Below are 24801 nucleotides of genomic sequence, written 5' to 3'. Positions count from 1 at the left end.
GTCTGGACGATATCCTCCAGACTTTAACGACTCTTATTGGTTTTGGCGAACTTTTGCTTCCATATCTTTTTGCTCTTGTTCTTTTGCTGCTTGACGCTCTTCTTCTTCACGTTGTAAACGTGCGCGTTTTACTTCTGGATGTGGATCGTTCACAATTGTTTCTGCTTCGATTTCTTCCAATGCTTGTCCAACAGTTTTTACGGAATCAAAATTCTCAATCGTTGCTTGCGCCCCTGCTTCTAATTCATGTGCACGTTTACTTGCTAAGATTACTAGAGAATATTTTGAGTTCACACGATCCAATAATGCGTCAATCGACGGTTTTAACATCATAGTTTTCTACAACTCCTCTAACATTTTTCTATATTTTCCAATCACACGTTCTACTCGAAAATGTTCACTGACAATAATATCTTTGATACGAGTGACAGCCAATGGTACTTGATCATTCACTACGGCATAATCATACAACGCCATCATTTCTATCTCTTCGCGTGCTACACGCATCCGTTCATCAATTACATCCGGTGCATCTGTACCACGTCCCGTAATACGTGAACGTAATTCAACTAAATCTGGTGGGGTTAGAAAAATAAAAACGCCATCTGGCACTTTTTCTTTCACTTGTTTTGCACCTTGAACTTCGATTTCTAGAAACACATCTTTTCCTTGATCGAGTGTTTTTTGAACATAAGACAACGGCGTACCATAGTAATTACCGACATATTCGGCATACTCTAGCATCTCACCAGCTGCGATTAATTCTTCAAATTCTTCGCGACTACGAAAGAAATAATCCACGCCTTCAATTTCCCCAATGCGTTTTTTTCTTGTTGTCATTGAAATCGAGTACTCGAATTGGTTCCCTTCGCTTTCAAAAATGGCTTTACGAACCGTGCCTTTTCCGACACCGGAAGGGCCAGATAATACTATTAATAATCCACGCTCTGTCATGTTGAAGTCCTTTCGTTTTAAAGATTCACTATTCCCTATTGTGCACTTTTTTTCAGCAATTTTCAAGATTTACTTTAATATAACGTATTTTTCTTAATCTTTTTGATGCATTCTCTCATAAATCCAGCAATTATTCAATATTTTGAATTTGTTCACGAATTTTTTCCAATGTTGTCTTCATTTGAACGACATGGTTCTTTACTTCAATAGTTGTTGATTTTGAACCAATGGTATTCACTTCGCGGTTCATTTCTTGTACTAAAAAGTCTAGCTCACGTCCGACTGGCTCATTTTTAAATAGTAATTCCTCAAAAGTTTTTAAATGAATCTTGAGACGATCCAGCTCTTCATGCACATCACTTTTTTCAATTAAAATCACCATTTCTGTTAATACGCGCTCTTGTTCAACGGAAGCCCCTAGATATTCTTCTAGTTTTTTCTGAAAACGAGCTTGGTACTCAACTTCAAAAACTGCAACAAAATCGGCCAACGCAGTTAAATGTGCGGCAAAAATGTTTTGATTATCAACTAAGACTTGCTGAATGCCTTGTCCTTCTACTGCGCGCGAAGCTAAATTAGCTAGCGCTGCTTCACGCACGGCTTCTAAGACAAGCCGTTCTAATGAATCATCATTCATTGGCTTTTCTTGAATTTCCATAAACGCTGGATTTTCTAAAAACCCTTCAATTAAATGCTCAACTGCTAATGTTGTCTGAAACCGTTCTTGCATCTGCGCTTCGATTGATTGCACCAGTCCCTCAATTAAATCCCAATGTACAACGGCTTCTTTGCGTGAGTCATTTTTTTCAGTCAAAGTAATAAAGACTTCGATACGACCACGATTGAGTTGTTCTTTAATGGTTTGACGAATTTGATTTTCAAAAGCATTCAATTGACGTGGCATCCGCAGTTGGAAATCTAAAAAACGATGATTGACGCTTTTAATTTCAACATCAACTTGATAATTCTCTGTTACCTTTAATGCTTTACCAAAACCTGTCATACTTTTCATATGCCTATTTCTCTCCTACATCTTTTCAATTAGTTGCTTTAAAAGCGCAAATTCTTCATTACTTAACGTAACACCTTTACCCATTTTTTCATGATTGGGTGCCCAATCCCTTAAATCGAATTTTGCAGGATTGCCGTTCCAACTGACTAAATTCAACTCTTTGCGCCAACCTTTAGCATTTTCTGATAAAACACCAATCTCTTCTAATATTTCATATGAAAATTCACTCTTCATTCGTATCCCTCACTTAAAATGTTTTTTGTTCCATTGAAAATGCCGCTAACATCTCTTTGTCTGCCGTTTTAACCGAAGTCACATCCGTTAACTCACCTTGCACTAACCAACGAGTCACGCCGGCACGTTCACCACATGTAATCAAAGTCACCATCTTCTTACCTTCCACCTCGTCCAACACTTCAACTTCGGTTGGTTCGATTCGCTTAGAAACCGTCACGTTATAAGTATAAATATTTTCCATATCCGTTAAATAAACGGTCTCATCTAATTGTACTTCATCTAAACGGGTAAATAAAATCGTTGTTTCTTCGATTCGATGACTCGCCAATGCGTAATTTCCTTCACCCATTTTTTGCTCAGGATCAAAAGTGCCTGCACCAAACAATAAGGCGTCATTATCCAGTCCTTTAAAAATTGGTAACTGGACTTCAATACTTGGAATCGCCACACCCCCGATGACCGGTAAGATTTTTCCACTTAACTGCGCGCGAATCACCGCATCTAAATCGACAGGTTGGACTTGGTCAAAATCAAACGTTGCCTTTTGCGCAAGCCCTTCTTCCACTTGTTCACGGCTAATGGTTGCGACTTGATAGTGTTCTTTTGAACGACCTAATAGGAAGTTTTTGATTGGTTGATTAAAAATTAAGGCTATCCCGACTATAAATAATAGAAATAATAAACTATTAATCAAACGATTTTTCCATTTTTTACGTCTCATTTGTTTCACATCCTTTTGTTCTTCTCCAAAATACTTTCTTCTATTTTAACACACGTTTTGTTTTTAGGCGTTTCTTATCTTAGTGCTCTTAATATTGAAGATATACGTTGCCTTGTAATCTGAATTTAATCGAAAAGACATAAGCTATTTTATTCATTCTATTGTAAAATAGAATATAGAGAGTTTAAAAATAGGAGGGGAGAAAATGACAGCATCACTTTATGTTCATTTGGACACGACAAGTAATACCGTTGTAACGCAAGGCTTTACGCCACGTGATTTTTACCATGGTATTACCCATCAACCAAAAAACATTTTATTATTAAATGCTAGTAGTGATCAGGGTGAGTTTGAAAAACACACAACGATGAAAATCATTCGTGGTTATGCTGCCATCACTCACTATTTTGATAGTCTACATAAAAATCAATCATTACTCGATAAGCGTTGGATTGATTTCACTGAATTGGATCTATTAAGAGAGTTAACACCCCTGGAGATCTCCGAATTGCTATACTTCGGTCATATGAAAACCCATTTATATTCGCCTTTTTTCTATAAATTACAAAATAACTTTGTTTTCTTTGAACTTGAAGGTGGCGTCAATCGGACATACTATCGTTACTTAGATGAATTTTATCGTATTTTGGCACTCAAAATCAATCATCTATCATTGGAATTATTGAATTCACGGTCGACTTTTTTCCGTAAAGCGCAACCCGTTGAAAAAATAAATATTGAATTACTAAAAACATTAAAAGAAGCCTTTAAAGAAGGCGTGTTGATTGCGATTGATCAATCAAAATTGATGAAAAACGAACTACAAATTCCACTGATTTATGCAGAAGATAGTCCCCTTTCTGTCAAAAAAATTAATTATAATTCCGATTACTTATTGGGTCATTTAATTTATCACAAAGATCTTGCTTCTTGGACTTTGGATGTTGAAGATGAACTTTTGGGTATTTACTAATCATTCAAAAAAATAGAACGAGATCGAATCAACTCCGACCTCGTTCTATTTTTTTTGGTGTTTGATTAGCTATCAGTTGTAATCGCTAAAGCATCGGTGGGTGTGAATAGTTTAGGAACCATCTTATACAATGTGACCGTCGCAATGATTGCCACTGCGCCCGTGGCCAAAGCACTGGCCCCGTTCATAACTAGCGAGAAAATCACTGGTGACATGCCCCACAGTGCATAAGAGCCCCAGAAAACCCAGCCAGCAACAAAATGCCAGAAGTAACGTGCTAGTGCACCGACCAAACCACCTAGAATAATCGCACGAATGGCTTTTCCTTGATTGGATTCCGCGATGGCTTGTTGCAACGGTTTTGCATACAGACCCGCAAAACCAGCAAATAAAAAGGCCAGTAAATACTCAATTAAAACTTGGGGCACACTCAGAAAATAAATCTGCCCTAAAGGAAAATGAATGATTCCCCAAATCAATCCGGCCATTAAGCCGGGTTTTAAGCCGCGACGCAACGCAAAAATAGTAATCGGTATTTGCCCCAGTGAAATCGAGAAACTCGATCCAATCCCCGTTGGCAACATCGACAATGTAATCGCCAGTGCCGCAATGATGGTCCCTTCCATCATGACTCTTGTTCTTCCTTGCATATAAAAAAACTCCTCCTTGCAGAATCATCACAATTCACAAAGGAGAAGCATAATATTATACTTCAACTCGTCACAATTCCTACGTTCGCATAACCGAAACAGGTACGAAGGGTTTAGAGTAATACTCATTCTCAGCTCGAAGGCTCCCCTTTGTGATTAGATTCTATTTTATTTTGTGTTACTGCTCTATTCTAGCATAGTTTCACTTGATTGAAAGATTTTTGATTGCAACAAAAATTTGTCAATTTCATTAATTGACAATTCCCCTAAAATTAACGACAATAACAAGAGGAAATGTGTTTGGTCTATTGATGAATTGCCCAGCACTGATTTAATTTAACTATAAGGAGTTTTGTATTTTATGATTAAAAAATTGCTAAATCATGTCGGAGAATACAAAAAAGCGACGCTACTCACGCCTTTTTTTGTGACACTCGAAGTGATTTTAGACATTTTCATTCCACTTTTGATGGCAATGATTGTTGACCGTGGGATTAACGGTCAAAGTGAAAAAGATATTTTGTGGATTGGTGCCGCACTGATTGTTAGCGCGATTTTCGCCTTAATTTTTGGTATGTTGTCGGCTCGCTATGCGGCTACCGCGTCTGCCGGTTTTGCTAAAAATTTGCGACAAAAAATCTTTGAAAATATCCAACAATTTTCATTTTCTAACATCGATCGCTTCTCTACCCCTAGTTTAGTCACACGACTAACAACTGACGTGACCAACGTCCAAAATGCCTTTCAAATGACGATTCGTATTTTAGTACGTAGTCCATTACTTTTTATTTTCTCTCTTATTATGGCTTTTCGTTTAAACAGCGAGCTGGCAGTGGTCTTTTTAATTGTCGTACCTTTTCTAGCATTAGGACTCTTCTTAATTATTAAATTTGCCCATCCCGCATTTAAACACGTCTTTCGTATTTATGACCGTTTAAACCAAGTCGTACAAGAAAATCTACAAGGCATTCGCATTGTTAAATCTTACGTGAGAGAAGAACATGAGGTCAAAAAATTTACCGACGTTTCGGAAAACATTTACCAAGCCTTCTCAAAAGCGGAACGAATTGTTGCGCTCAACCAACCGGTTATGCAAATCGCCATTTATACGGCCTTATTATTAATTTCTTGGATTGGTGCGAACTTAATTGTTGTTGGTTCAATGACAACCGGTGAATTAATGAGTATGTTCATGTACGTCATGCAAATTTTAGTTGCCTTAAATATGATGTCGATGGTTTTTGTTATCTTAATTATTTCACGCCCTTCAGCCGAACGAATGATTGAAGTGCTTGATGAACAAAGTGATTTAACCGATCCTGCGACACCAATCGAAATGATTGCTGATGGTTCCGTTTCGTTTGAAAATGTTGATTTTAGTTACACCGATGATCAAAATAAATTGGTATTGTCAAATCTCAACTTCAACATTCAGTCCGGTCAAACCGTCGGGATTCTAGGTGGAACTGGTAGCGGAAAAACCAGCTTGATTCAATTAATTCCCCGTCTTTATGATGCAACCAGTGGTGTTGTCAAAGTTGGTGGGCATGACGTCAAATCCTATAGCTTACATGCTTTACGTGATGCCGTTGCTGTCGTTTTACAACAAAACGTCCTATTTTCAGGTACGATTAAAGAAAATTTACGTTGGGGTAATGAACATGCAACCGACGAACAATTAATCGAAGCTTGTCGTTTAGCCCAAGCCGATAGTTTTATCCAAAGTTTCCCTGATGGCTACGACACGTATATTGAACAAGGTGGTAGCAACGTTTCTGGTGGACAAAAGCAACGATTGACGATTGCTCGTGCACTCCTGAAAAATCCAAAAATTTTAATTTTAGATGATTCAACGAGTGCCGTCGATACGAAAACCGATGCGTTAATCCAAGAAGCCTTCTATGAAACGATTCCGAATACAACCAAAATTATTATCGCCCAACGCATCGCCTCGGTTGAAAAAGCTGACGTTGTGATTGTAATGGACGAAGGAAAAATTAATGGTGTCGGGACACCGGCTGAATTATTAGCAAATAATGCGATTTACCAAGAAGTTTATCAATCGCAACAGAAAGGATTTGGTACAGCAAATGAAACAGCCTAAATCTAGAAAAGCCACCAACCAAGTCCAAACGTTAATGCGACTTTTAAATTATTTAATTAAAGATTATCCAATCCAATTATTCATCGTGGCTGCTGCGATTTTTGTGACGGCTTTTGCAACCGTTAAAGGGTCACTCTTTTTACAAATCGTGATTGACGATCATGTGACACCCTTACTGAATACACCTGGCGAAAAAGATTTTTCAGGCTTATTAAAAGCCGTTATCACCATGGGATTCATTTATTTAGCTGGTGTGATTACCTCAATTATTTTTAACCAATTAATGGTAACCATTTCGCAAGGTTCGCAAAAGAAAATTCGTGATGAACTTTTTGAACATATGGAAACCTTGCCGCTTTCTTACTTTGATACGAATCCAAAAGGCGATGTGATGAGTCACTATACGAATGATATTGACACGTTACGCCAAATGCTTTCGCAAAGTGCACCACAATTGTTACAAGCGATTGTCACGTTGTTCAGTGTTTTTATCGCGATGTTATCGGTCAGTTTACCACTGACGTTGTTCTCATTAATTTCGATTACCTTGATGGGATTCACGATTCGAAAATTAAGTGGACTAAGTGGCCGCTATTTTGCCGGACAACAAAAATCACTCGGTGAAGTCAATGGCTACATCGAAGAGATGATGAATGGACAAAAAGTCGTGAAAGTCTTTAACCATGAACAAAACGCCATTGAACATTTCACAAAATTAAATGATGAATTGGCTGAAAATGTCACAAAAGCCAATCGTTACGCAAATATTTTAATGCCTGTGATGATGAACTTACTCAATATCCAATATGTCTTAATTGCCATTATTGGTGGTCTATTAAGTATTAACGGTGTGGGCGCCTTAACCATTGGGGGCATTGCCGCTTTCTTACAATTAAGTCGTTCATTAAATATGCCAATTAGCCAAATCTCACAACAAATTAACTTTATTATTATGGCATTGGCCGGTGCGGAACGGATCTTCAACTTGATGGATGAACCATCTGAAGTCGATAACGGCACGGTCACACTTGCCAACGTTGAATACATCGACGGTCAACTTGTCGAATGTGAACAACAAACGCAACATTGGGCTTGGAAAAAACCAGAAGCCGATGGGACGTTCACTTATGTGCCATTAACAGGTGATGTACGATTTAACCAAGTGGATTTCTCTTATACTCCTGAAAAGAAAATCTTAAAAGACATTACCTTATTCGCTAAACCGGGGCAAAAAATTGCTTTCGTCGGCGCAACAGGTGCGGGTAAAACAACGATTATTAACTTAATCAATCGCTTTTACGATATTACAAAAGGTGAAATTTTATACGATGGCATCAATATTCAAGACATCGAAAAAGATTCACTACGTCGTTCACTCGGCATTGTGTTACAAGAAACGCATCTCTTTACTGGAACGATTAAAGAAAACATTCGCTACAGCAAGCTTGATGCAACCGATGAAGAAGTCGTCGCTGCGGCGAAATTAGCCAATGCCGATTACTTTATCTCTCACTTACCACAAGGCTATGACACCGTGATTACAGGTGATGGTGATGGCTTATCGCAAGGACAACGCCAATTACTTTCGATTGCGCGTGCTGCGATTGTCGATCCACCGGTAATGATTTTAGATGAAGCCACTTCAAGTATCGATACCCGTACGGAACGTATCGTACAAGAAGGAATGGATGCCTTGATGAAAGGTCGGACGGTTTTTGTTATCGCCCACCGTTTATCAACCATTCAAAACTCCGATGCGATTATCGTTTTAGATCAAGGTGAAATCATCGAACGTGGTGACCACGACGAATTACTTGCACGAAAAGGCACGTATTATCAATTGGCAACTGGCCAGTTGGAACTAGATTAACAAGGAGGTGTCACAAAAGTCGTTTTGCTCTGAGAAACTAGAGGTAAATTCGAACAATTGGGGCTTTCAATTGCTCGAATTTAGTGAAGTTTCAAAAGAGCAGACTTTTGTTACCCGTTTATCAACCAAATGTTCATATAAACAAAAACAGCAAGCCACTTACTTTCGCGGCTTGCTGTTTTTTTGTCTTTTTTGTTTTCTTTTTATAAGGATGATTTGACCGAATACGAAAATCAAGGTCACGTAAAATCCGTTACCATTAAAATTTTTATTTAAAAGGTATTCTATTGTAATCCCAATCACACTTCCAATAATTGCGATGATTACAATCGTCGCATAGGGCTTTTGTTCCGTAAACTCGATCCATTTTTTATACATCCTCTTTCGACCACCTTTTGTTTATCTTAATGTAACGATTTTACCCCTTCAATTCAATTAAAGACAATAAAAAAGACAAAACCGTTAAGATTTTGTCTTTTTTGATTGGATTTATTTTTCGATATTAGCGATCGATTCAAATAATGGACTAACTGGTTTATTCTCATGAATACGTTTGATTGCTTCACCCATTAATTTACCGACACTAATCTCATCGATTTTGTCGATGCGACGGTCTGCTGGTAAGTTAATTGAGTCTGTTACAACTAAACGCTCAATCGCTGAATCTTGAATACGTTGTAGTGCCGGACCTGATAAAACAGGGTGCGTACAAGAAGCATAAACGGCTTTTGCACCAGCTGCTTTTAGCGCATTCGCTGCTAAGGTAATTGTTCCAGCTGTATCAATCATGTCATCGATTAAGACACATGTTTTTCCTTCAACATGACCAATAATATTCATTACTTCGGCAACGTTGGCTTTTGGACGACGTTTGTCAATAATGGCAATTGGTGTTTTTAAGAACTGTGCTAATTTACGAGCACGGGTTACGCCACCGTGGTCTGGTGAAACAACAACAACATCATCGCCTTCAATTCCTTTTTCTAAGAAATAGTTAGCAATTAATGGTGCACCCATTAAATGATCCACTGGAATATCAAAGAATCCTTGAATTTGAGCGGCATGTAGATCCAATGTTACCATACGGTCTGCTCCAGCAATTTCAAGCATATTTGCAACTAATTTTGCAGTGATTGGCTCACGTGAACGTGCTTTACGGTCTTGACGAGCATAACCATAATAAGGCATTACGACGTTAATTGTTTTCGCACTTGCACGTTTTAGCGCATCAATCATAATGAGTAACTCCATTAAATTATCATTTACTGGACTACTTGTTGATTGAATAATATAAACGTGTGCACCACGAATACTTTCTTCAATATTGACTTGAATTTCACCGTCGCTAAATTGCTTAACCGTGCATTCTCCTAGTTCTACTCCAACAGCTGCTGCGATTTTTTCGGCTAACGGTCGATTTGAGTTTAACGCGAAAATTTTTAATCTTGGATCGAAATAATGATTTGACATGAGAACCTCCACTTTCTTTTCCCTTCCACTAAAAAATGACCACTAATTTATGTATCAGACTTGAATCATCTTCCTCATAAATAGTAGTCATTTTTTTATAATAAATCAAGTAATTTTACTGGAATTCTTTGAAATACGGTAATTTCTTAGCAAATTCTTCTTTGTTCTCTTGTTTTGCTCGGGCAATTCCCATCGCAAACTCAGGAATGTCTTTCGTGATGGTTGAACCAGCTGCAACAACTGTATTGGCATCAATGGTTACAGGGGCAATTAGATTGACATTTGAACCAATAAAACTTTGATTTCCAACCGTTGTTTGGTATTTGCTTTTACCATCATAATTGACAAATACAACGCCACAACCGACGTTAATGTCTTCACCTAAAGTCGCATCGCCAACATAGGTTAAATGGCCGACTTTCGTTCCTCTTCCGATCGTTGCCTTTTTCGTTTCGACAAAGTTCCCAATATGCACGCCTTCACCTAAAACCGTTTGTGGACGTAAATGCGCATACGGTCCGACATCCGTTCCTTTTTCAATCGTTGTTTCTTCAACCACTGATGAACGAATTTCGACGCAGTCACCTAATTGACTATCAACAATGCGTGAACCATTGGTAATCACACAATCTTCACCAATAACCGTTTGACCTTTAATCGTTACGTTGCCTTCAATAACGGTATCACTACCGATTACAACGCCCGCATCGATGTATGTTGTCGATGGGTCGACTAATGTGACACCATTTAACATATGTTGGTGATTGATTCGCTCACGCATGAATTGATTGGCATTTGCCAAAGCAACACGATCGTTTACACCTAATGATTCGTTGAAGTCCTCTGTCTGATAGGCTGCAACACTATGTCCTTGCGTTTTTAGAATTTCAATAATATCCGTTAAATAGTACTCGCCTTGAGAATTGTCCGTATTTAAATTCGATAAGGCACTAAAAAGTAACTCATTGTCAAAACAATAAGTCCCTGTATTGATTTCTTTCACGCGTGCTTCTTCAATCGTCGCGTCTTTTTGCTCAACAATACGATCGACAATTCCAACATGGTCGCGAATAATTCGACCATACCCCGTTGGATCGTCTGCTTGCGCCGTTAAAATGGTTGCAGAAGCATTTTTTCCTTGGTGATACTCAAATAAGTGATTCAACGTTTGACTCGTTAGTAATGGCGTATCGCCACTAATTACTAAAGTCGTGCCTTTTTTACCTTCTAAAAACTTCGCTGCTTGCATTACCGCATGACCCGTTCCTAATTGTGCTTCTTGCAAGGCATACACACTACGTTCCCCTAATTGTGCCTGAACTTTATCTGCTCCATGACCGACAATCGTAATAATCTCTGAAGGGTTGGTATCTGTCACTCTTTGTAAAATGTGTTCAACCATTGGCTGTCCACACACTGGATGTAGTACTTTATATAATTTGGATTTCATTCGTGTGCCTTTTCCGGCCGCTAAAATAATCGCGTAACGTGTTTCCACGAGAACCACTCCTTTTTCGTCTTTTTCTCGTCTAAGTGTAGCCTAATTTTCTTTTATTTTCAATAAAAGATTCACACAACGTCTTAAAGGCAACAATCTTAGAGAGCTAACGTCTCAATAAGATTGCTCACTTACTTAAATTAAAAGTATAAAAAAACAGAAGCGCAACGATCGTTCAGCACGCGAAGAAAATCAAAAATCCATTTTTTCTTATGCTTTACGACCGCTCACTTCTGAACGTTTTTTTTATACCCTCTGGTCGGGAAACGGTATTGTTTGAGCTGACTCTCGAAAGATAAGACTGCTTTCGAATAAAATCAAAAAAACAATTTTTTCGTAAGCTGGACTTATCTCTCGAGTCAAAGCGCTCAAAAAATAACCTCTAATCTTAAACGGTATTTCTGTGGCAGATGCTACGAAGATAAGTTGTTTAGAAAATAAATCAAAAAGCGATTTTCTCTCTAAACTGTCTTATCTCTTACATCTTAACGTCACAGAAATAACCTCTAATCGTTAAAGTAGTTGCCTGGAACGACTTCGATTGTTTTTGTTTGGGTGTCAACGGATTCGACGAATAATAAAGAATTGTAATCAGCAATCGCACGTTTGCCTTTGAAGTTTCCTTCAGCTAGGACGGTTACACCAACAAGTTCTGCTTCGAATTCTTCAATTAAGCTTTGCATACCGTTAATCGTACCGCCGCCTTTCATGAAGTCATCAACCACAAGAACACGTGAGCCTCGTTTTAAACTGCGTTTTGATAATTCCATTTTTTCAATTCGTTCAGATGAGCCCGATACATAATTAACGCTGACTGTTGAGCCTTCTGTGATTTTTGAATCACGTCGAACAATCACAAATGGGACGTTTAAATAGTATGATACTGCTTGGGCAATTGGCACACCTTTTGTCGCAATTGTCATGACTGCATCAATTTTTTTGTCTAAATAATTCGACGCAATGATGCGACCAATTTGACGTAATAGTTCTGGATCTCCTAATAGATCCGATAAATAGACATAGCCACCAGGTAGTAGACGATCTTGTTCAGACAAACGTTCAGACAACTTTTCAATATATTCTTTCGCTGCCTCTTTGGTAATCATCGGAATAAAAATAACGCCTCCTGCTGCTCCAGGAATGGTATTTAAAATCCCCGTTCCTCTTTCTTGAAAGGTTTTTTTCACAATTGCTAAGTCTTCACTGATTGATGATTTAGCTGATTCATATCGCTTGGCAAAATAAGTTAATGAAATTAACTTATGCGGATTTTCTAATAAGTAATGGGTCATGTCTATTAAACGTTCACTACGACGGATTTTCAAAAAATTCAACTCCTCTATTTTTTCTTCTTTTTTATTATATCGTGTTTTGCAACTTATTTCGAGTATTATATCCTTTTTTCCGAAAAAATGTTCGTAAATTATGAACAACAAAAAGAGAACACTTAGAAACCTTCGTTTTTAAGCATTCTCTTTCTCATCAAACTCTTTGCTTCTTCTTATAATGGAAAAATAATCGACGCAAGAGACTTACAATTAAAAATAATACAATGAATATCAAGGTTATTGTCGCACCGGGAGGAGTGTCCATATAAAATGAGGTAGTTAAACCACCTATCATCCCGATTAATCCAATAAAGACACTAATTAAAATCACAAGGTTAAAGCTTTTTCCCAATCGCATACTGATCGCCGCTGGTAACACCATAATTGCCGAAATAAGTAGCGCGCCGGCAATTGGAATCATCACCGCAATTGCAACACCTGTTAAGGCGTTAAAAACAATTGACATGAAGCGGGTTGGTAAACCATCGACATGAGCAGTCTCTTCATCAAAGGTTAAAACATACATCGGTTTTTTAAATAAAAGCAAGGCGATGAATGAAATGACAAATAAAATAGCCAATAGCAAGACTTGTTCTTTTGTAATGGTAATAATCGAACCAAATAAATAAGATTGCATACTCAAGGTCGAGGAGCCTTCGCTCAGTTTCATTAAAATCAAGGCTAACGCTAAGCCGCCAGACATTAAAATCGCCGTCGCAATTTCTGTATAGGTCTTATAAATGCTCCGTAAATATTCTAATACAACTGCTGCAATGACAACGACAATCACCGTCGTTAGTGTCGGATTAATATGTAAAAAGAAACCTAAAGCAACTCCGGCCAATGAAACGTGCGATAAGGTATCCGCCATTAATGACTGGCGACGGATGACTAGAAATACACCTAAAACTGGTGCAATGCCGGCAATTAAAACAGCTGCCATTAAAGCTCTTCTCATGAATTCATATGAAAGCAACGCCATGGGGTATCCTCCCTTCTAACTAAACGGATTTCACGGTCCGAAAATTCTTTAATATCTTCGTGGTCATGCGTAATCATTAAAATAGCTTTTTGATGTTGGTGGGCACTGTGACGTAAGAGACGATAGAAATTTTTACGTGATTCTTCGTCCATACCGGTTGTTGGCTCGTCTAACACCAGTAAATCTGGATCTGTCGCAAACATTCTTGCTAAGCTAATGCGCTGTTTTTGACCGCCTGACAAGTCCCCGATTCGTTTATGGCGCATTTCCCACATCCCAACGGATTCTAATGCTTTTTGAACATGCTCGTGATCTCTTTTTTGTAGTTTTTTAAACCATCCACTCCGAGGATAACGCCCTGAACAAACGAGTTCCAATACCGTACTAGGAAAGCCCGCGTTAAAAGACGCAATTTGCTGAGGAATGTAACCAATGCTTAGTTTTTCTCCTTTTGAGTTGGTTTTCGCTAACTCAATCGTTCCTTTAGCAGGTGTTAAAAGCCCCAATGTCGAACGAATCAACGTTGATTTCGCTGCACCATTTTCACCTGTTAAAATGACAAATTCGCCTTCGTCTACATGGTAATTCACATCCATCAAGACCGGTTCTTCATCATAAAAAAAAGTTAAATCTTTCACGTCAATATAACGCATTTTCATCCTCCTATCGCAAACTCAATTGTAATGATTTTAAATTCTTTTCCATCAATGAAAGATACGTCTCACCTTGTTCTTGTTGCTCGTTCGTGATGCTTTCAATTGTTGATAGCGCAGCTAATTCCACACCTGTTTCTTCTGCTAGCGTTCTTGCGGTTTTTGCTGCCGTATTGTCTTCAAAATAAATATATTCAATTTGGTTTTCAAGAATAAATTTCTTTAGTTCTGCTAAACGTTTTGGCGAAGGTTCTTCCTCTGAGGACAAACCGGCCATCGAGTCTTGGGTTAAATTATATTGTTTCGCTAAATAAGAAAAAGCTAAATGTTGTGTCACAAACGTTCTTTGAGTCGCATTTTTGAACGCTTCTTGGTATTCTTGATCCAAGCGTGACAATTCAGTTAAATATTTTTGCGCATTTTCGGTAAAAATGGCTTCTTTTTCTGGGTATTTTAAACTCAAATCATCGCGAATTTGCTCGACTTGTTTCATCGCCATCACAGGATCTAGCCAGACATGTGGGTCTTCACTATGCTCATGTGAGTGTCCAACCTCTTCGTGTTCGGCTTCTTCCTCCTCTTCTAATGAAAGTAAAGGAATGTTACGACTCGCTTCAATAATCGCTATTTGACGACTATCAAGGTTCGATAAAATCCCATCCATCCACGTTTCAAACGCATGGCTGTTATAAATAATTGCATCTGCATCACTCATTTTTGCAACACTTTTTGCACTTGGTTCATAATCGTGTGCTTCGGTACCAGCTGGGATAAGTAGCTCTACTTCGCCTTCATCACCCAATACTGCTTTCGTAAATTCGTACATTGGGTAAAATGTCGCAATGACCTTAATTTTATCTTCTTTTGTTTCCGTTGTTTTTTCTGGGCTACAAGCCATTAAAAATAGACCTAGTAAAACTAGCGTCCCGATAATTATTCGTTTTTTCATACGTCACCTCGTTAGACTATGTTATTTATTATTTTTTTGTTCCTTTTTCTAAATCGTAACCATTCCGATTTAGTTCCACGAAGATTAATTTATCAAAATCATACGTATTCGTCAAGAAAAAGAAGCTGTTTTTCAAATGTTTTTTGCGATTCGTGCAAAACATTTATCAAACAACTTCTTTTTTCATCATTTTAATGTTCGAACTAAGTACACTTCATCGCAAAAACCTTTTAGGCCGTTATAGATTCGTTGCGCACGAGAATGCTGACGACATAAGGCAAAAACAGTCGGGCCACTACCACTCATTAAGGCAATATCTGCACCATAATTAATCATTCGGTCCTTAATTTGTTGCACAATCGGGTATTTAGGAATCGTAATGTCTTCCAAACTATTTCCCATATATTGCAACATCGCTTCATAATCCTCATCCAAAATCGCTTGCGATAATTGTCGCATATTTGGGTGATTCAACTGATTGGTATCTTGGACTCTTTGAAAAATTTTACGAGTTGAAACACTTAATCGTGGCTTCACTAATACTACCCAACATTGAGGCATCGGTTTTAGTGGGCGAACAATTTCTCCTTTTCCAGCAATAAAGGAAGTCGTACCATGGAGACAATAGGGAACATCTGTACCTACTTCAACACCAATCTCAATCAGTTCATCCATCGATAAGTTTAAATTCCAAAGACGATTCATCCCTCTTAGAGCTGCTGCACAGTCCGTACTACCGCCACCTAGACCGGCTGCAACCGGGATTTTTTTTTCAATTGAAATTTTAACCCCTTTAGAAATATGATACCGTTCTTTTAGAAGTGCCGCTGCTTGGTAGACATTGTTGCGTTTATCGATTGGCAAAAAAGCTTTATCTGTTTCAATCACAATTTGGTTTTCTTCTAACTCTTCAATCGTCAATCGATCAGATAAATCGACACTCGACATCACCATTTCTAACTCATGATAACCATCCGACTCGCGCCTATATAAAACATCTAAACCTAAATTGATTTTTGCCGGTGCTTTTTCTATTATCTCCATCTCATCACCTATCAATTCAATCATTTGATTTATTCTATCATAGCTAGAAAAAACTGTATAGTTTCCATGATTAATTAATAACTTAGATAAGAATTTGCTTCACTATTTCTTAATCAGCTCAAAAGAAAACCTAAGAACGTCTTCTATCAAAAGAACAACGTACTTAGGTTTTATCTATGCCTTAACAGCTAAACGTCTCATCAATGACCTCTGACTAAACGGTATTGCTGAAGCAGATGCTCCGAAGATAAGGTTTTTCAGGTAAAATCAAAAGTCGATTTCCCTGAAAACTGCCTTATCTCTAACATCTAAACGCTTCATCAATGACCTCTGACTTTATATTCGCCAATGGCTAGTCCGGGGGTGGATTCGCCTTTATGATTTAAAATATAATCAGCCATTTTTTCATTATTTGTCATCACGACAACAATATCGGTTTCTTTACCGGCTGCTTTGACTTTTGCAATATCCATCTCAGCTAGCAGCGTTTGCGGTGTGACGATTTGTCCGACTTTTACATGAACCGTGAATGGTTCTCCTTTGAGCTCCACCGTATCTAACCCCATATGAACGAGGACTTCTGCACCGGTTTTCGTTAAAATTCCGATGGCATGTTTGGTTTCGAATATACTGACAATTTCACCATTTACCGGTGAATAGACTTGATTGGTTGTTGGTCGTAAAGCAAAACCTTCACCCATAATATTCGTTGAAAAGACTGGATCATTCACCACATCTAACGATACGATTCGTCCTTCTCCTGGTGAGTAAAGACGTTCACTATGTGTCTCTGTCGTTGTCTGTTGATTTGTATTGGTGTTGGCTGCTTGTGGTGCTATCGTTGCTGTTTCGACAGCGACCTCTTCTTTTTTACCGAACAGGCCATTTTTCTCAAATAAAATCGTTAAGGCAACAGGGACAACAACTGCAATTGCCATCGCGCCTCCAAATGCTAACCAACCACCACCTTCTGTTCCATTAATCGCTAGAAGACCTGGTAAACCACCTACTCCAATCGCATTGGCGCGAACACCCATAATATTACTGAACATGCCGGCAAAACCTGAACCAATCATTGCTGCAACAAATGGATACACATATTTCAAGTTGATCCCAAACATCGCCGGTTCTGTTACGCCTAAGTAAGCTGAAATCGTAGATGGAATCGAAATTTGCTCTTCTCTTTTATTGCCGCGATGTAAAAAAATAATCGCTAATACCGCTGAACCTTGGGCGATGTTTGATAAGGCAATCATCGGCCATAAATTCGTCGTACCATACGTTGAAATTAACTGCATATCGATTGCGTTACTCATATGATGAAGCCCCGTAATCACGAGTGGTGAGTAGAGCGCACCAAATATGAAGCTGAATAACCAACTAAAGGATGAGGTCAATCCTGAATTGACAACATTTGAAATAATATCACCTAACCACCAACCAATTGGCCCTAAAACCGCATGAGCGACAAAAATCGTTGGTAACAAGGCAAATAGTGGCACAAAAATCATCGATATCGCTTCTGGTATGCGCTTTCTAAAAAAGATTTCTAAATAAGCGAGTAAGAAACCAGCAAGCATCGCTGGAATCACTTGCGCTTGATAACCGATTTTATCTAATTGAAAGAGACCAAAATCCCAAAACGGAATATCTGCAGCGGCGGTTCCAGGAACCGCATAAGCATTTAATAATTGCGGGGAAACTAACGTAATCCCTAAAATAATCCCTAAAATTTGTGTCGTACCCATCTTACGTGTGATACTCCAAGTAATGCCAACGGGTAAGAAATGGAAAATCGCTTCCCCTGGTAACCATAAGAAATCATTAACCCCATTCCAGAAAACGGAACGTGAAACGATGGTCGCATCGTTAAAGTTGATTTCACCTAGAACGTTACGAAAACCTAAAATCAGCCCCCCAACAATAATCGCTGGAATAATTGGTGTGAAAATCTCAGCTAAGACAGCAATTGCTCGTTGCAACGGGTTTTGATTTTTCTTCGCTATTTGTTTTCCCTGCTCTTTGGATACGCCTTCAATTCCTGAAACTGCTGAAAATTCATTGTAAAATGTTCCGACATCATTCCCAATAATGACTTGAAACTGTCCAGCATTGGTGAACATTCCTTTCACACTCGGCAACGTTTCAATTTTTTTCTCATCGGCTAAGCTCGGATCATTTAAAACAAAACGCATACGAGTCACACAATGTGTAACAGCTGCAATGTTTTCTTTACCACCAACATACTCAAGCAACTTAACTACATCTTCTTCGTACTTTCCCATCTTCTTTCCTCCTTAAATTGTATATACATGTTCGTTACGCTTTTATCATAACCGTTCGCTTTTCTTTTTGCAAGCGTTTTATATTCAATCAATTTCCCACTAGAATACCTCGTCTAAAAAAATAAGAGGAAGATAGGATTCTTTTCGAGCAAAAAAAGAATCTCGCTTGTAATCCTTTTCATTTTCATATACTATACATGTATAGACAAGTATCAGAAAGGAGTCTCTTAGGATGACGATTTTACATCTTTCAAAAACAAACGACCATTGGACTGCTCTTTTAACGAATAAACAATCCATGAGTGTGACACAATGGAACGCCGAAACGGTTCAGCAATTGATTGACTGGCTTGCCTCACACCAAGTCATTGGTGGGACCCTCGCAGAAAAAATTCTTTTTTTTAATGAACAAGCACAATTAACGGAACTTGCAGACTATTTAACAGAAAAACTTAATTTGCCGTTTGTCATTGGTCAAGCTGACGAGTGGCAAGAAAAAGCTATGTCGATTCCTTGGAAAGTGACTTATGAGGGTTATTCACCTGGTAAAGATGAATACTCTGTTGAATCACTACTAACCGTGGGAAATGGGTATCTGGGGATTCGTGGGACAACGCCAGAAATGGCAATCAGTGACGCGACGTACCCTGCGACCTATCTTGCTAGCTTATATAATACCGCTTATTCCAAAGTCGGCGAACAAATCATTGCCAATGAGGACTTTGTCAATGCGCCAAATGTGCAAAAAATGACTGTTTGTGTGGATGGTGAATCGTTTGATTTTTCAAATGACCAACTACAATCCATCACCCGTGAATTAAATTTAAAAACCGGCCTCTTCCAAAGCTGGGTAACGATTGAATTGGGGGAAAACAAACAAATTGCCCTGCATACAAAACGTTTTGTCAGTATGGCTGACGTGCATGACACCTATGTCGCTTATACGATCACGCCATTAAATTTTTCTGGAAACATTACTTTACTGGCTGAAATTGATGGCGCTGTTTATAACTATAACGTTGCGCGTTATCGTGACTTAAATCGACACCACTTAGACGTCGTTTCCTATGAGCATCAAGAGACGAACTTTGTATTGACGACTCGAACGAAAGAATCACACATCACGGTGGTCCAACAAGGAACGTTACGTAGTCCTGACGTCTCCTTGGCGGATTTAGCACTGGAAAAACACGAAAATCATTTCATCCAAAAAGTTGATTTTTATGCTGAACGAAACCAGAGCTATACTTTTGAACGCGTAACGACCACACAACAATACCGTAAAGAGCAGTCCGTACCAACTGCCTCGAATGATGTAAACATCGCTTATCCGAGCTTTGAAGTCGCCTATCAAGCCTCTCAGCAAGCTTGGGAGAAGTTGTGGAAACGAGCGGCTATTGTCGTCGAGGGTGATTTAATGTCTCAAAAATTACTCAATCTCCACACCTATCATTTACTCGCTTCTGCCTCACCAAATGGCAATCAGCAATTAGATGCGAGCGTAACAGCTCGTGGTTTACATGGAGAAGCCTACCGTGGACATATTTTTTGGGACGAACTGTTTATCTTACCCTTTTATTTAGCCCATTTTCCAGAAACGGCGAAGCAACTCTTACTCTATCGCTATCACCGTTTGCCACAAGCCAAACGAAACGCCCAAGAAGCCGGTTATAAAGGTAGTATGTTCCCTTGGCAATCGGGTCTTGATGGAACCGAGCAGTCGCAAAAGGTGCATCTAAATCCAATAAGCGGCCAATGGAAAGAAGACCATAGCCGTCTACAACGACATGTCTCATTAGCCGTCGCTTACAATGTATGGCAGTACTACAATCAAACGGACGATGATGATTTTATGCGCACGTATGGCTTGGAGATGTTACTTGAAATCGCTCACTTTTGGCAAAGTGCGGCTGTCTATAACGCGGAGACCAAACGTTACTCGATTCCTGGTGTGATGGGCCCTGATGAGTTCCATGAAAGCTATCCAGGTGCTGAACAAGGTGGACTGACCGACAATGCATACACCAATATGATGGTCGTTTGGCTCTTTGAAACGATCCAAACCTTGCAAGCATCTTTTGAAGCAACTACTTTTCAAGCATTGCTACAAAAAATCGAGGCACCAAAAGATTTTCTTGCACAACTCGATCAGATGAAGCATCGTTTACACCTTGAAATCAATTCCGATGGCGTGATTGCCCAATTTTCAGGGTATTTTGATTTGAAAGAATTGGATTGGGACGCCTATCGCCAAAAATATGGCAACATTTATCGTATGGACCGCATCTTAAATGCTGAAGGAAAATCGGCCGATGATTACAAAGTAGCCAAACAAGCCGATACATTGATGATTTTTTATAACTTCGCCAAAAACCAAGTTGATCAAATCTTAACGGATTTGGAATACACTTTACCTGAAGACTACGTGAAAAAGAACCTTGATTATTACTTAAAACGCACATCTCATGGTTCAACCTTGTCTCGAATTGTCCATGCCCAGCTAGCTTCAATGGTTGAACAAGAAGACTTTGCATGGCAATTATTTAAAGAAGCCTTAGCCTCGGATTATCGAGACATTCAAGGCGGCACTACGGCTGAAGGGATTCATGCCGGTGTCATGGCAGCAACACTGTGGATTCCTCTCAGTACCTTTGCCGGGCTAGATTTAAGACAAAATCGCGTTCTCTTTCAACCAAAATTACCCGCACATTGGCAGCAAATTCAATTTTCATTTACTTGGAAACAAATTGATTTTTCCGTTATTGTTACAAAGCAAGATTTAACGATTACTGCCTCACACGATTGTTTCATCTATTTGGGTGAGCAAAAAATTTCATTAACCAAAAACCAAAAAACTACTCAAACGTATGAAGGAGCCTGAACATGAAAAAAGGATTTATTTTTGATCTAGATGGCGTAATTACTGATACTGCCAAATACCACTACTTAGCATGGAAATATTTAGCGGAAACAATTGACATTGAGATTGATATCGTTTTTAATGAACAATTAAAAGGGATTAGTCGTATGGATTCATTAGAGCGAATTTTAGCGCATGGAAATAAAAGTGACGCTTTTACCTTAAGTGAAAAAGAAGCGTTGGCTCATCAAAAAAACACGCATTATGTTGAACTTTTACAACAATTATCACCCGCTGATTTGCTTCCTGGTGTTCATGAATTTTTAACGGAAGCAAAGCAAAAGCAGATTCCTTGCGGGATTGCTTCTGCTTCAAAAAATGCGCCTTTTATTTTGGAGAAATTAGAAGTTGCGGATGATTTCCAGATTATTGTCAATCCAGACACGTTAAAAAAAGGAAAACCTGATCCAGAAATCTTTTTGAAAGCAGCTGAAATGCTTCACATTACACCTGAAGAAGCAGTCGCTTTTGAAGATGCTCAAGCCGGTCTGGATGCGATTAAAGCCGCTGGAATGTATGCTGTCGGTGTGTTATCGGGTGAAGCACTGCATGGCGCAGATATCCTTGTTCATCGTTTAGACGAGTTATCTATCGAGACACTTTTAGCAACCTAATCCTTTTATCATTGCAAAAACAACCAGATAAAGAGGGATCATATGAATAAATTTAAAGAAATATTTCTGGATTTAGAACAAAAAATCTTAACGGGTGATTACCCTTCCCATAGTCTCTTGCCTAGTGAAAAGCAACTCATTCAAATTTACGGTGTTTCACGTGAAACAGTTCGTAAAGCATTGAATTTATTACGTAACGCAGGCTATATTCAAAAGAAGCAAGGTAAAGGTTCGATTGTATTGGATGTCAATCGGTTTGATTTTCCTATTTCTGGTCTAACCAGTTTCCGAGAATTACAAGAAACACAAAATATTTCCAACGAAACAACCGTTGTGACGCTTGAAAAAACGACTGTCAATGACAAATTACAATCGATTACAGATTGGCCAATCGATACGGAAGTTTGGCATCTCGTACGACAACGACGCATTGATGGAGAAGTTGTTTTAATCGACAAGGACTACCTCTTAACGGAAATTATTCCAGAATTGCCCGTTGAAAAAGCGCAAGACTCCATTTATGCCTATTTTGAAAAGGATTTAGGCTTAACGATTGCTTACGCACGGAAGGAAATTGTCGTTGAGCCGATTACAAGTGATCTTCGTGAACTCATGTCTTTAACAGCCACTGATACGCACGTCGTTGTTGTTCGCAGCTTAGTCTACTTAGAAGATACACGCTGTTTTGAATACTCCGAATCGATTCATCGACTCGATAAATTCCGTTTTGTGGATTTTGCCCGTCGTAAAAAAGTATAATTCTTTGATATATAAAAAAAAGAAGCCTCTAGGGGCTTCTTTTTTGACGTTTATTTTGCGTAATCCGTTGCTCTTGTTTCACGAATAACGGTTACTTTAATGTTTCCTGGGTAATCAAGTTCATCTTCAATTTTCTTACGAATATCTCGGACTAAACGAACCGCATCTAAATCGGTGATTTCTGTCGGTTTAACCATGACGCGTACTTCACGCCCGGCTTGTACCGCAAAACTGTAATCAACTCCAGCAAAACTATTTGAAATACTCTCTAAGTTTTGTAGGCGTTTGATATAGTTTTCAAGTGATTCACTACGAGCACCTGGACGAGCGGCCGATAAGGCATCTGCTGCTGCCACGAGTACAGAGATAATCGACGTTGCTTCCGTATCACCATGGTGGGATGCGATTGCATTAATAACCGTTTTATTTTCTTTGTATTTCGCTGCAAGTTCAGCTCCAATTTGAACGTGTGAACCTTCAACTTCATGATCGAGTGCTTTACCAATATCATGTAGTAGACCTGCACGTTTAGCTAACGCAATGTCTTCACCAAGTTCTGCTGCTAAAACGCCCGTTAAGCGTGCCACTTCAAGTGAGTGCTTTAAGACGTTTTGACCATAACTTGTTCTAAAACGTAAACGACCAATAATCTTAATTAAATCAGGGTGTAAAGTGTGCGCACCGATTTCAAAAGCGGCTTCCTCACCGTATTCACGGATTCGTTCATCCATTTCTTTACGAGATTTCTCAACGGTCTCCTCAATACGAGCCGGGTGAATCCGGCCATCTTGGATTAGTTTTTCCAAAGTCATACGAGCAATCTCACGACGAATTGGATCAAATCCTGATAAAACAACTGCTTCTGGTGTATCATCAATAATTAAATCAATACCTGTTAATGTTTCTAATGTACGAATGTTCCGGCCTTCTCTACCAATGATTCGACCTTTCATCTCATCATTTGGTAAAGTGACCACCGAAACAGTTGTTTCAGAGACTTGATCTGCCGCACTACGTTGAATAGCTAATGAAAGTAAGTCTTTTGCTTTACGATCTGCTTCTTCTTTGGCTTTTCTTTCTGATTCTTTCACCATGAGTGTTAACTCATGACTAAGCTCTTCTTCAGTTTCTTGCATGATGATTTCTTTGGCTTCATCTTTGGATAAAGCGGCAATTCTTGCTAGTTCATTTGCTTGTTCTTCAATTAAGATGGCTACTTCTTTTTCTCGCTCATCAATTAATTGCTGTTGGTCACCTAATTTGGCTTCTTTTCCAACTAGTGTTTGTTCACGTTTATCTAAAGAATCATCTTTTCGATCTAGTATTTGTTCTTTTTGTAGTAAGCGATTTTCTTGTGCCTTTAATTCAATTCGACTTTCCTTCAACTCACTTTCAATTTCTGAACGATACTTATGATTTTCTTCTTTAGCTTCTAGTAACGCTTCTTTTCTTAAAGTTTCTGCATCTTTTTCGGCCGTAAGGACAATAGCTTCAGCTGTTTTATTAGCAACTAATAACTCTTGTTCTCGACGTGCTCTTTCTTTGTTTGCATACATTAACCCTAAACCAAGACCGACAACTAAACCGATGATAGCGAGGAGAATATTCAATCCCATTGGTGATTCACCTCCATACTATCTTCTTTTATTTTTCAAACTTTTCTTGTAGTTTTTTGATAAACAAAAAAATTAAACAATTATCAATATGCCTACTTGCATATGTGTGTGTGACACAATTTTATTCTAATGTTTATCCTAGTAAGTGTCAACTTAAAAAAA

The 24801-nt window shown here is 38.7% G+C and carries 22 protein-coding genes and 1 riboswitch; of the genes, 6 read left to right on the top strand and 16 right to left on the bottom strand.

What is annotated here, in order from left to right; all coding sequences use genetic code 11:
- Positions 1-33: 33 nt before the first annotated feature.
- The 5 genes from rpoZ to IEV09_RS10750 form a co-directional block, all read right to left on the bottom strand.
- Entirely contained in the window at positions 34-333 is a 300-nt protein-coding gene (rpoZ, locus tag IEV09_RS10770) for a DNA-directed RNA polymerase subunit omega (protein WP_188368311.1), read from the bottom strand.
- A gap of 6 nt (positions 334-339) precedes the next feature.
- Entirely contained in the window at positions 340-954 is a 615-nt protein-coding gene (gene gmk / locus IEV09_RS10765) for a guanylate kinase (RefSeq protein WP_188368310.1), read from the bottom strand.
- 130 nt (positions 955-1084) lie between these two features.
- Positions 1085-1966 carry a YicC/YloC family endoribonuclease gene (locus tag IEV09_RS10760; RefSeq protein WP_188368309.1) on the bottom strand — a complete coding sequence of 294 codons (882 nt, stop codon included), beginning with the start codon at positions 1964-1966 and terminating at the stop codon, positions 1085-1087.
- Between the two features lie 15 nt (positions 1967-1981).
- Positions 1982-2200: a YdbC family protein gene (locus tag IEV09_RS10755; RefSeq protein WP_188368308.1), complete on the bottom strand. Its 219-nt coding sequence runs from the start codon at positions 2198-2200 to the stop codon at positions 1982-1984.
- Between the two features lie 13 nt (positions 2201-2213).
- Positions 2214-2924, bottom strand: coding sequence for a class A sortase (locus IEV09_RS10750; protein WP_188368307.1), 711 nt, complete (start codon positions 2922-2924; stop codon positions 2214-2216).
- Between the two features lie 205 nt (positions 2925-3129).
- On the opposite strand from IEV09_RS10750, the gene IEV09_RS10745 reads away from it, so the two are divergent.
- Entirely contained in the window at positions 3130-3897 is a 768-nt protein-coding gene (locus IEV09_RS10745; RefSeq protein ID WP_188368306.1) for a hypothetical protein, read from the top strand.
- Between the two features lie 65 nt (positions 3898-3962).
- On the opposite strand, the gene thiT is transcribed toward IEV09_RS10745, so the two are convergent.
- A complete protein-coding gene (gene thiT / locus IEV09_RS10740; protein WP_188368305.1) occupies positions 3963-4547 on the bottom strand; it encodes an energy-coupled thiamine transporter ThiT in 585 nt (194 codons plus the stop codon).
- 59 nt (positions 4548-4606) lie between these two features.
- Positions 4607-4707: riboswitch (TPP riboswitch) on the bottom strand.
- 201 nt (positions 4708-4908) lie between these two features.
- Here thiT and IEV09_RS10735 point away from each other — a divergent pair.
- Both IEV09_RS10735 and IEV09_RS10730 read left to right on the top strand, forming a co-directional pair.
- Complete coding sequence (locus IEV09_RS10735) at positions 4909-6651, top strand: ABC transporter ATP-binding protein (protein WP_188368304.1); 1743 nt, start codon at positions 4909-4911, stop codon at positions 6649-6651.
- Positions 6638-8521, top strand: a complete 1884-nt coding sequence (locus IEV09_RS10730; protein ID WP_229731708.1) for an ABC transporter ATP-binding protein — start codon at positions 6638-6640, stop codon at positions 8519-8521. The genes IEV09_RS10735 and IEV09_RS10730 overlap by 14 nt, the downstream gene beginning before the upstream one ends.
- 159 nt (positions 8522-8680) lie before the next feature.
- On the opposite strand, the gene IEV09_RS10725 is transcribed toward IEV09_RS10730, so the two are convergent.
- The 9 genes from IEV09_RS10725 to treP form a co-directional block, all read right to left on the bottom strand.
- Positions 8681-8899 carry a hypothetical protein gene (locus IEV09_RS10725; protein ID WP_188368302.1) on the bottom strand — a complete coding sequence of 73 codons (219 nt, stop codon included), beginning with the start codon at positions 8897-8899 and terminating at the stop codon, positions 8681-8683.
- A gap of 111 nt (positions 8900-9010) precedes the next feature.
- Positions 9011-9991 carry a ribose-phosphate diphosphokinase gene (locus IEV09_RS10720; protein WP_188368301.1) on the bottom strand — a complete coding sequence of 327 codons (981 nt, stop codon included), beginning with the start codon at positions 9989-9991 and terminating at the stop codon, positions 9011-9013.
- Positions 9992-10106: 115 nt separating this feature from the next.
- Positions 10107-11489 (bottom strand): bifunctional UDP-N-acetylglucosamine diphosphorylase/glucosamine-1-phosphate N-acetyltransferase GlmU, encoded by a 1383-nt coding sequence (gene glmU / locus IEV09_RS10715; protein ID WP_188368300.1) that lies wholly within the window; start codon positions 11487-11489, stop codon positions 10107-10109.
- Positions 11490-11995: 506 nt separating this feature from the next.
- Positions 11996-12814: a pur operon repressor gene (gene purR / locus IEV09_RS10710; protein WP_188368299.1), complete on the bottom strand. Its 819-nt coding sequence runs from the start codon at positions 12812-12814 to the stop codon at positions 11996-11998.
- A 157-nt stretch (positions 12815-12971) separates the two neighbouring features.
- Positions 12972-13799: a metal ABC transporter permease gene (locus IEV09_RS10705; RefSeq protein ID WP_188368298.1), complete on the bottom strand. Its 828-nt coding sequence runs from the start codon at positions 13797-13799 to the stop codon at positions 12972-12974.
- Positions 13772-14452: a metal ABC transporter ATP-binding protein gene (locus tag IEV09_RS10700; RefSeq protein WP_188368297.1), complete on the bottom strand. Its 681-nt coding sequence runs from the start codon at positions 14450-14452 to the stop codon at positions 13772-13774. The genes IEV09_RS10705 and IEV09_RS10700 overlap by 28 nt, the downstream gene beginning before the upstream one ends.
- A 10-nt stretch (positions 14453-14462) precedes the next feature.
- Positions 14463-15401 (bottom strand): metal ABC transporter substrate-binding protein, encoded by a 939-nt coding sequence (locus IEV09_RS10695; protein WP_188368296.1) that lies wholly within the window; start codon positions 15399-15401, stop codon positions 14463-14465.
- Between the two features lie 186 nt (positions 15402-15587).
- Positions 15588-16445 carry a 4-(cytidine 5'-diphospho)-2-C-methyl-D-erythritol kinase gene (gene ispE / locus IEV09_RS10690; protein WP_188368326.1) on the bottom strand — a complete coding sequence of 286 codons (858 nt, stop codon included), beginning with the start codon at positions 16443-16445 and terminating at the stop codon, positions 15588-15590.
- A gap of 320 nt (positions 16446-16765) precedes the next feature.
- Entirely contained in the window at positions 16766-18730 is a 1965-nt protein-coding gene (gene treP / locus IEV09_RS10685; protein WP_188368295.1) for a PTS system trehalose-specific EIIBC component, read from the bottom strand.
- 232 nt (positions 18731-18962) lie between these two features.
- Between treP and IEV09_RS10680 the strand changes: the two genes are divergently transcribed.
- From IEV09_RS10680 to treR, 3 genes are read left to right on the top strand one after another with little or no spacing between them, the layout of a single operon-like run.
- Positions 18963-21611, top strand: coding sequence for a glycoside hydrolase family 65 protein (locus tag IEV09_RS10680; protein WP_188368294.1), 2649 nt, complete (start codon positions 18963-18965; stop codon positions 21609-21611).
- 2 nt (positions 21612-21613) lie between these two features.
- Entirely contained in the window at positions 21614-22264 is a 651-nt protein-coding gene (pgmB, locus tag IEV09_RS10675; protein WP_188368293.1) for a beta-phosphoglucomutase, read from the top strand.
- Positions 22265-22306: 42 nt separating this feature from the next.
- A complete protein-coding gene (treR, locus tag IEV09_RS10670) occupies positions 22307-23023 on the top strand; it encodes a trehalose operon repressor (RefSeq protein ID WP_188368292.1) in 717 nt (238 codons plus the stop codon).
- A 50-nt stretch (positions 23024-23073) separates the two neighbouring features.
- Here treR and rny read toward each other — a convergent pair whose 3' ends face one another.
- On the bottom strand, positions 23074-24639 hold the full coding sequence (gene rny / locus IEV09_RS10665) for a ribonuclease Y (RefSeq protein WP_188368291.1): 1566 nt from the start codon (positions 24637-24639) through the stop codon (positions 23074-23076).
- Positions 24640-24801: the final 162 nt, after the last annotated feature.

Source organism: Enterococcus alcedinis (genome assembly GCF_014635985.1).
Lineage (GTDB): Bacteria > Bacillota > Bacilli > Lactobacillales > Enterococcaceae > Enterococcus_I > Enterococcus_I alcedinis.
This window is presented reverse-complemented; position numbering and strand designations above follow the sequence as displayed.

Coding starts and splice junctions, on each gene's coding strand:
- rpoZ (WP_188368311.1), bottom strand. CDS start 333: ATGATGTTAAAACCGTCGATTGACGCATTATTGGATCGTGTGAACTCA.
- gmk (WP_188368310.1), bottom strand. CDS start 954: ATGACAGAGCGTGGATTATTAATAGTATTATCTGGCCCTTCCGGTGTC.
- IEV09_RS10760 (WP_188368309.1), bottom strand. CDS start 1,966: ATGAAAAGTATGACAGGTTTTGGTAAAGCATTAAAGGTAACAGAGAAT.
- IEV09_RS10755 (WP_188368308.1), bottom strand. CDS start 2,200: ATGAAGAGTGAATTTTCATATGAAATATTAGAAGAGATTGGTGTTTTA.
- IEV09_RS10750 (WP_188368307.1), bottom strand. CDS start 2,924: ATGAGACGTAAAAAATGGAAAAATCGTTTGATTAATAGTTTATTATTT.
- IEV09_RS10745 (WP_188368306.1), top strand. CDS start 3,130: ATGACAGCATCACTTTATGTTCATTTGGACACGACAAGTAATACCGTT.
- thiT (WP_188368305.1), bottom strand. CDS start 4,547: ATGCAAGGAAGAACAAGAGTCATGATGGAAGGGACCATCATTGCGGCA.
- IEV09_RS10735 (WP_188368304.1), top strand. CDS start 4,909: ATGATTAAAAAATTGCTAAATCATGTCGGAGAATACAAAAAAGCGACG.
- IEV09_RS10730 (WP_229731708.1), top strand. CDS start 6,638: ATGAAACAGCCTAAATCTAGAAAAGCCACCAACCAAGTCCAAACGTTA.
- IEV09_RS10725 (WP_188368302.1), bottom strand. CDS start 8,899: ATGTATAAAAAATGGATCGAGTTTACGGAACAAAAGCCCTATGCGACG.
- IEV09_RS10720 (WP_188368301.1), bottom strand. CDS start 9,991: ATGTCAAATCATTATTTCGATCCAAGATTAAAAATTTTCGCGTTAAAC.
- IEV09_RS10705 (WP_188368298.1), bottom strand. CDS start 13,799: ATGGCGTTGCTTTCATATGAATTCATGAGAAGAGCTTTAATGGCAGCT.
- IEV09_RS10700 (WP_188368297.1), bottom strand. CDS start 14,452: ATGCGTTATATTGACGTGAAAGATTTAACTTTTTTTTATGATGAAGAA.
- IEV09_RS10695 (WP_188368296.1), bottom strand. CDS start 15,401: ATGAAAAAACGAATAATTATCGGGACGCTAGTTTTACTAGGTCTATTT.
- ispE (WP_188368326.1), bottom strand. CDS start 16,445: ATGGAGATAATAGAAAAAGCACCGGCAAAAATCAATTTAGGTTTAGAT.
- treP (WP_188368295.1), bottom strand. CDS start 18,730: ATGGGAAAGTACGAAGAAGATGTAGTTAAGTTGCTTGAGTATGTTGGT.
- IEV09_RS10680 (WP_188368294.1), top strand. CDS start 18,963: ATGACGATTTTACATCTTTCAAAAACAAACGACCATTGGACTGCTCTT.
- pgmB (WP_188368293.1), top strand. CDS start 21,614: ATGAAAAAAGGATTTATTTTTGATCTAGATGGCGTAATTACTGATACT.
- treR (WP_188368292.1), top strand. CDS start 22,307: ATGAATAAATTTAAAGAAATATTTCTGGATTTAGAACAAAAAATCTTA.
- rny (WP_188368291.1), bottom strand. CDS start 24,639: ATGGGATTGAATATTCTCCTCGCTATCATCGGTTTAGTTGTCGGTCTT.